General features: G+C 67.6%; 10 protein-coding genes. 9 read left to right on the top strand and 1 reads right to left on the bottom strand.

Annotated elements, in window-relative coordinates:
* Nucleotides 1–174 precede the first annotated feature (174 nt).
* The 5 genes from DW307_RS17945 to DW307_RS17965 all read left to right on the top strand — a co-directional run bounded on the left by DW307_RS17945 (nt 175) and on the right by DW307_RS17965 (nt 2,511).
* Complete coding sequence (locus tag DW307_RS17945) at nt 175–615, top strand: Asp23/Gls24 family envelope stress response protein (protein ID WP_021199037.1); 441 nt, start codon at nt 175–177, stop codon at nt 613–615.
* Nucleotides 616–674: 59 nt separating this feature from the next.
* Nucleotides 675–848 (top strand): CsbD family protein, encoded by a 174-nt coding sequence (locus DW307_RS17950; protein WP_029259828.1) that lies wholly within the window; start codon nt 675–677, stop codon nt 846–848.
* 120 nt (nt 849–968) lie between these two features.
* On the top strand, nt 969–1,535 hold the full coding sequence (locus tag DW307_RS17955) for an RNA polymerase sigma factor (protein WP_021199039.1): 567 nt from the start codon (nt 969–971) through the stop codon (nt 1,533–1,535).
* Nucleotides 1,532–2,152 (top strand): Asp23/Gls24 family envelope stress response protein, encoded by a 621-nt coding sequence (locus DW307_RS17960; protein WP_021199040.1) that lies wholly within the window; start codon nt 1,532–1,534, stop codon nt 2,150–2,152. Before DW307_RS17955 ends, DW307_RS17960 begins: the two co-directional genes overlap by 4 nt.
* The gene (locus DW307_RS17965) at nt 2,152–2,511 is read left to right on the top strand and encodes a hypothetical protein (protein ID WP_029259830.1); all 360 of its coding nucleotides are present in this window, start codon (nt 2,152–2,154) and stop codon (nt 2,509–2,511) included. Before DW307_RS17960 ends, DW307_RS17965 begins: the two co-directional genes overlap by 1 nt.
* Nucleotides 2,512–2,577: 66 nt before the next feature.
* Here the strand turns inward: DW307_RS17965 and DW307_RS17970 are convergent, their stop codons facing one another.
* Entirely contained in the window at nt 2,578–3,426 is an 849-nt protein-coding gene (locus tag DW307_RS17970) for an SDR family oxidoreductase (RefSeq protein WP_136025363.1), read from the bottom strand.
* A gap of 93 nt (nt 3,427–3,519) precedes the next feature.
* Here DW307_RS17970 and DW307_RS17975 point away from each other — a divergent pair, with 93 nt between their 5' ends.
* The 4 genes from DW307_RS17975 to truA all read left to right on the top strand — a co-directional run bounded on the left by DW307_RS17975 (nt 3,520) and on the right by truA (nt 6,894).
* A complete protein-coding gene (locus DW307_RS17975) occupies nt 3,520–3,885 on the top strand; it encodes a winged helix-turn-helix transcriptional regulator (protein ID WP_136025364.1) in 366 nt (121 codons plus the stop codon).
* 99 nt (nt 3,886–3,984) lie between these two features.
* Complete coding sequence (locus DW307_RS17980) at nt 3,985–5,526, top strand: APC family permease (RefSeq protein WP_021199044.1); 1,542 nt, start codon at nt 3,985–3,987, stop codon at nt 5,524–5,526.
* Nucleotides 5,527–5,528: 2 nt separating this feature from the next.
* Nucleotides 5,529–5,996: a ribonuclease E activity regulator RraA gene (gene rraA / locus DW307_RS17985; protein WP_029259832.1), complete on the top strand. Its 468-nt coding sequence runs from the start codon at nt 5,529–5,531 to the stop codon at nt 5,994–5,996.
* Between the two features lie 43 nt (nt 5,997–6,039).
* A complete protein-coding gene (gene truA, locus DW307_RS17990) occupies nt 6,040–6,894 on the top strand; it encodes a tRNA pseudouridine(38-40) synthase TruA (RefSeq protein WP_021199046.1) in 855 nt (284 codons plus the stop codon).
* Nucleotides 6,895–7,068 lie beyond the last annotated feature (174 nt).

The raw sequence follows: 7,068 nt of genomic DNA on the forward strand, positions 1-7,068 counted from the left end.
TGCAATATTGCACTCTCAACCTTGGAGTGCACTGAGAGTGGTGCGTTGAGCCTTCACGAGAATCTTTTCGACCGATCTGTGACATCTGCCCTCCGGCATACGTCTTAGTGATGGCGTCGCCGACCGCGACCTGCGCACCGCACTGCGGGCGGCACACGGATGAAGGAGCTCACGATGACGAACACGACGGGAGGCATTCAGCCCGAGATCCAGGTCGTCACTCCGGTGCAGGGGGCTGCAGTGGGGACGACCACGATCGAGGATGCGGTGATCGCGAAGATCGCCGGCATCGCTGCGCGTGACGTCAGTGGGGTCCACACGCTCGGCGGGGGCGCCGCGCGCATGGTGGGCGCGATTCGGGATGCGCTCAACACGACCGACCTCTCGCAGGGGATCAGCGTCGCGGTCGGCGAAGCACAGATCACGGTCGATGTGACGATCGTCGCGGAGTATCCGGTGTCGCTGCAGAAGGTCGCCGACGACGTGCGCGCAGCCATCCACCGGGACATCGTCGAGCTGGTGGGCGTGCAGGCCGTCGAGGTCAACGTCACCATCGACGACGTGCACGTGCCCTCCGACGATGACAACGACACGGACGACGCGCCGACCGCATAGGGCGCCTCGTCGAAGACGCGGTCCCGAACTCCGGGGCCGATATGGGAGAAGGAGAAGCCATGAGTGCTGAAGACAAGATCAAGGCCGCTGCGGAGAAGGTCTCCGGCAAGGCGAAGGAGACCGTCGGCAAGCTCACCGACAACGACAAGCTCGTCGCCGAGGGCAAAGCCGAGCAGGCGAAGGGCGACGTCCGCGACGCCGCCGAGAACGTGAAGGATGCCTTCAAGAAGTGACGAGGCGGGGAGAGGCCGCGCGGCCTCTCCCCGATCCTTCCCAGGTGGGTGAGAAATGATCCGATCCGGTGGGGCGACTGTTCCGAACCTCTCAGGGGATCGGGTCGAGGGGTGGGGTAGATGGAAGACGAACGCTTTCGCACAGCGCTCGAACATGCGGACGACGGCATCGTCGCCGGCCGCGCGATGGATGGCGACGTCGCGGCGTTCGCGGTTCTCGTGCGCAGGTACACGCCCATGATGCGGGCGTACACGCAGCGGATGCTGAACGCATCGGCCGATGTCGACGACATCGTCCAGGAATCCTTCGTCACCGCCTGGCAGCGGTTCGGCGAGCTCGACGACCCGACCAAGGTGAAGAGCTGGCTGATGCGGATCGTCAGTCGGAAGGCCGTCGATCGCATCCGTGCGACCCGACCGGCCGTGGACATCGACTCGATCGACCGTCCCGCCCCGCTGCACGCGTCGCCGACCGCGGTCGTCGAAGCGCGCGCGGGCGTCGCGGCGCTCGGTGCCGCCCTGCGCGAGCTGCCGGATGCGCAGCGCGAGTGCTGGGTTCTGCGGGAGATCGGCGGGTACTCCTATGAGGAGATCTCCGAGGAGCTCGACATCCCCGTCTCGACGGCCCGCGGACTGCTCGCCCGAGCACGGAAATACATGATCGTACGGATGGAGGAGTGGCGATGACCGACGACAGAGAGAGTCCCGACGTCCGCCGGCTCGGCCTGGAACCGACCGATCTCGACGGGCACACGCTCGACGAGCTCACCGACTATCTCGATGCGGGGCGACAGCCCGCAGATCGCTCGATCGACGAGTCTCCCGGTTGCCAGCTCGCACTCGACGCACTGACACGGCTGCAGGGGCTCGGTGCCGAGCTCATCGCTGCGGAAGCCGCTGCCGAACCTCCGGTCGACGAGAACTGGGTCGATCGCATCCTCAGTGGCATCGCCATGGATGCGCGCGCCGGAAGGCGCATCCCGTTCGAGTCTCCGGATCCGCAGGTGGATCTCGCGATCACCGAGGGTGCGGTGCGAGGACTCATCCGGTCGGCGGAGAACGCCGTGCCCGGCCTTCTCATCGGACGGTGCCGACTCGACGGGGACGTGACCCGACCCGGGACCCCGATCCGTGTCGAGATCGATGCGAGCGCGCTGCACGGACAGTCCATCCCGAAGGTCGCCGCCGAGCTGCGAGCCGAGGTGGATCGTGGTCTGCGTGCACACACCGAGTTGAACGTCGTCGCGATCGACATCGCGATCAGAGACATCCGGGAGGTGTCGTCGTGGGCGGGGGAGAGCTGATGGATGCACAGGAGCGCGGCGAGCTCGCCGCAGCGATCGAGGCGGTCGTCCGGTCGACGCCGGGCGTCCGCAGCGTCTATCGGTCCGGGTCGTTGATCTCGAACCTGCTGCGTGCGGGGGCCGAGGCGATCGGCGTGCGCACGAACGAGGAGCCGATCGTCTCCGTCGCCGGGAACGGTGACGGTGTGGTCATCGAGGCGACCCTCGGTGTCGACTCCGCAGCGCGTTCGGCGGAGATCCTCCACGCCGTGCAGGCGGCCGTCGATGCGGTGCTCGCGGAGCGCGGCGTCCGCCGTGAGAGCATCACCCTCACCGTCGCTCACGTGCAGGTTCCGGTGCAAGCGCACGCGGCGACCTGACCCAGCGAGGAAAGCCACCGCGTGCCGCCGTCCGGGGGGACGACGGCACGCGGTCTCCCCGCGGGATCAGGCGGAGGCGGCGCGCAGCCCCTCGACGAGCGGGGTCGTCGGGCGGCCGATCAGACGTGCGAGCGTGCCGTCGGTGTCGCCGAGGGCGCCGTTCTTGATTCCGGCGTCGAGCGCAGCGACGAATCCGGCCGTACCCTCGTCGAGGCCGGCGCCGCGGAGCGCGGCGATCTGGTCGTCGAAGCCGAGCGGGACGTACGAGACCCCTCGTCCCGTCACCTCGGCGAACGCCGCGGCGAGGTCGGAGTAGTTCCAGGCGACGTCGCCGCCCAGCTCGTAGACCTCGCCGATGTGCCCGTCCTCGAGCGCCACTGCGGCCGCGGCTTCGGCGAAGTCCTTGCGGCTCGCCGAGGCGACACGTCCGTCGCCGGCGCCGGCGGCGAGCACGCCCGTCTCGGCGGCGCGCGCGAGGTCGGCGGCGTAGTTCTCGGTGTACCAGTTGTTGCGGAGGATCACCGCGGGCAGTCCCGCGGCCGCGATGAGCTCTTCGGTCGCCTTGTGCTCCGGCGCCAGGATCAGGTCGCTCGTGGTCGCCTTCGGGGCGCTCGTGTAGACGAACTTGGAGACGCCGGCGGCCTTGGCGGCCTCGATGACCGCCTGGTGCTGTGCGACGCGCTGGCCGACCTCGGATCCGGATACCAGCACGACGGTGTCGACACCCTCGACGGCAGCGGCGACGGATGCGGGGTCGGTGTAGTCGAGGGGGACGACGCGCACGCCGAGATCAGCGGCCTTGGCCGTGTCGCGGGCTCCGGCGACGATCGACTGCGGAGCGGCTCCGCGCTCGAGCAGGCTGGCGATGATGAGGCGGCCGAGGTTGCCGGTGGCGCCGGTGACGAGGATGGTCATGAGGGTCCTTTCTTAGGTGACACCCTCGACAACCCCGGGGTGGGCGTCCGGCATTCCAATCCGACGGTACCCACTTTGAAGTAAGGTACCCACATGACGGTTAGTTTCGCGCAGATAAAGGAATCGACTCCATTCGTCTTCGATCAGAATTGTGGAACGCGGGTCGTCCTCGATCACATCATGAGCAAGTGGGGAGTTCTCGTGCTCTCCTGCCTGTCCGATGGCACCCACCGTTGGGGTGCGCTGCGTCGGGAGGTCGGCGGGATCAGTGAGAAGATGCTCGCGTCCACTCTGCGCACGCTCGCGGACGACGGGTTGGTCCACCGGGAATCGCTCCCGACCGTGCCCCCGCACGTGGAGTACAGCCTGACGCCGCTCGGTCGCGATCTGATGGAGCGGATGCTGCCCCTGATGGAGTGGGTGGCCGATCATGCTGACGCCATGCTCGAAAGGGCCTGAATCGACGGAATCCGTCGTCAAGGCGCATCTTGTGCTTCGGATTCAGATGGTCGAAGAAACCCATTGACGCGATAACCGTGGTGGCTCTACTGTTCTGACATGGCAGCAACGACGCCGATTCATCTGGAACGACCCGACGGCAAGGGTCTGGCTGCGGGAACACTGGGACTCTGGGGGTCGACCGTCATCGGTCTCGCCTCGACGGCCCCGGTCTACTCGCTGGTCGCGACGCTCGGTTTCGTGGTGCTCGCCGTCGGCGCGCAGGCTCCGATCGCCTTCATCATCGCCTTCGTCCCGATGCTCCTGATCGCCTTCGCCTATCGCGAGCTGAACAACGCGGTGCCCGACTGCGGCACGACCTTCACTTGGGGGACCAAGGCGTTCGGCCCCTGGGTGGGATGGATGGGCGGTTGGGGTGTCGCGGTCGCCGGCATGGTCGTGCTCGCCAACCTCGCCCAGATCGCCTCGGTCTACTTCTGGTCGCTGATCGGACAGGACCTCGAGAACAACGACTGGCGCGTCGTGGTCGTCGCCGTGCTCTTCATCGCGGCGATGACGTGGGTCAGCTGGCGCGGGGTCGAGATCGGCGAGCGCATCCAGAACATCCTGCTCGGGATCCAGTACCTGGCGCTCGCGATCTTCGTCGTCGCGGCGCTGTGGCAGTTCTTCGCCGGCACCGCCCCGAACCCGACCCCCTTCGACTGGGAGTGGATGAACCCGTTCGCGTTCACCGACTGGTCGGGCTTCACCGAGGCCATCCTGCTCGCGCTGTTCATCTACTGGGGATGGGACACCTGCCTCGCTCTCAACGAGGAGACCAAGGACCCGAAGCGCATCCCGGGTCGTGCCGCGCTGCTGACGACCGTGATCCTGCTGTTCACCTACGTCGCCGTGACCATCGCGGCCATGATGTACGCGGGTCTCGGCGAGGACGGCACGGGCCTGGGCAACGAGGCGAACGCCGACGACTTCTTCTTGGCGATCAAGGACGGGCTGCTCGGCCCGTTCGGATGGGTGCTGGTGGTCTCGGTGATCATCTCGGCGATCTCGTCGACCCAGACCACGATCCTGCCGACGGCCCGCGGCACACTCGCGATGGGTGTCTACCGTGCCCTGCCCGCGAAGTTCAAGGACGTGCACCCGACCTACAAGACCCCGTCGTTCTCGACGATCGTCATGGGAGTGGTCGCCTCCGTCTACTACGTCGGGATGACGCTGATCAGCGACAACATCCTTCAGGACTCGATCCTCTCGCTCGGTCTCGCGATCGCGTTCTACTACGCCATCACCGGCTTCGCCTGCGTGTGGTACTTCCGCAAGGACCTGACGTCGTCCGCCCGCGAGTTCTTCTTCAAGGGCCTGTTCCCGTTGCTGGGCGGACTCATGCTCACGTGGGCGTTCCTCCAGTCGGCGATCGACATGTGGGACGTCGACTACGGCTACACGGTGCTGTTCGGCATCGGCGGCACTTTCGTCATCGGTGTCGGATCGCTGGCCTTCGGCCTGGTGCTGATGTTCGTCTGGTACCTGTTCCCGCGGTCGAAGCGGTTCTTCCGCGGCGAGAGCCTGAACCGCGAGACCGAGGTAATGGTGCCGGACGAGCCTGCGGTGACGATCCGTTCGATCGACGGAGGCATCTGAGGATGCCGGTCGCGACGGCCGACCTCTACGACCAGCTCGGAGAGGGGATCCAATCCCTTTCGCTGCAGTTGCGCTCGTTCGGGCGCAGAACGGCATTCGACGGGCCGATCCGTACCGTCCGCTGCTTCGAGGACAATGCGATCGTGAAGTCCGTCCTCGCGAGCCCCGGCGAGGGGGCCGTGCTCGTCGTCGATGGCGCCGGATCGCTCGAGACGGCGCTCATGGGCGATCTGATCGCGGCATCGGCCGTTGCGAGCGGGTGGGCGGGCGTGGTCATCAACGGGGCGATCCGGGACAGCGTCGCCATCGACGCGCTCGACCTCGGGGTGAAGGCTCTGGGCACCAATCCGCGCAAGAGCGCCAAGCTCGGCGCGGGTGAGCGCGACGTGACGCTCGTGATCGCCGGAGTGGTGTTCCGGCCCGGGGCCCACCTCTACAGCGATGAGGACGGGATCCTCGTCGAACGCTGAGGGGCGACCGGCGGAGGAGAAGTGCGTGTCCTAGGCTTGCTCCGTGCGCATCCGGCTCGACATCGCCTACGACGGCACCCACTTCCGCGGGTGGGCGAAGCAGCCGACTCTCCGCACCGTGCAGGGCACGTTGGAGGCCGCGCTCGCCCGGATCGTCGGATCCGACGTGCAGTTCGTGGTCGCGGGGCGCACCGACGCCGGTGTGCACGCAAGCGGCCAGGTCGCGCACGTCGACCTAGATGAGAGACAGTGGGCGCGCATCGAGGCCCGGCAGGGACGCGCGCCGCTGGAGCCCGCGGAGACCATCGCCGGTCGCATGAGGGGCGTGCTCGGCGCCTACTCCGACGTCACGGTCACGCGGACGTCGATCGCCCCGGAGGGGTTCGACGCCCGATTCTCTGCGGTGTGGCGTCGCTACCGATACCGTCTCGCCGACGCGCAGGCCGGTTTCGATCCGCTGCGCCGCCACGACACGACCACGGTTCGCGGGCGGCTCGACGATCAGGCGATGGATGCCGCCGCGCGTACGCTCATCGGGCTGCACGACTTCGCGGCGTACTGCAAGCCCAGGGAAGGGGCGACGACGATCCGCACCCTGCTCGACTACCGCTGGGAGCGCGATGCCGATGGCGTGCTCGTGGCGGAGGTCAAGGCCGACGCGTTCTGCCACAGCATGGTGCGCGCACTGGTCGGCGCCTGCGTGGCGGTGGGGGAGCGGCGTCTCGATGTGGACGACCTGGTGGTGCTGCGTGACGCGCTGACGAGGACGAGCGAGTTCAAGGTGCTGGCCGCGCGAGGCCTGATCCTCACCGAGGTCGGGTATCCGGCCGACGCGCTGCTCTCGGCGCGGGCGGAGCAGACCCGCGCGCGACGCGATGACACGCGTGGCAGCGACTGAAGGCGTCGGCGCGCCCAGCAGCACTCGACCTCCCGCGCGGACACTCGGTGTGAGAGCGGCGTATACGACGAAGAGGGCCGACCGTCGTGGTCGACCCTCTTCGTGAAACCGTGCCGTGTGTCAGCTGCCGGCGAGCTGCTGGTCCAGGTCCTGGATCGCCCGCATCATGCCCAA

Source organism: Microbacterium sp. K27, assembly GCF_004794435.1.
Lineage (GTDB): Bacteria > Actinomycetota > Actinomycetes > Actinomycetales > Microbacteriaceae > Microbacterium > Microbacterium maritypicum_A.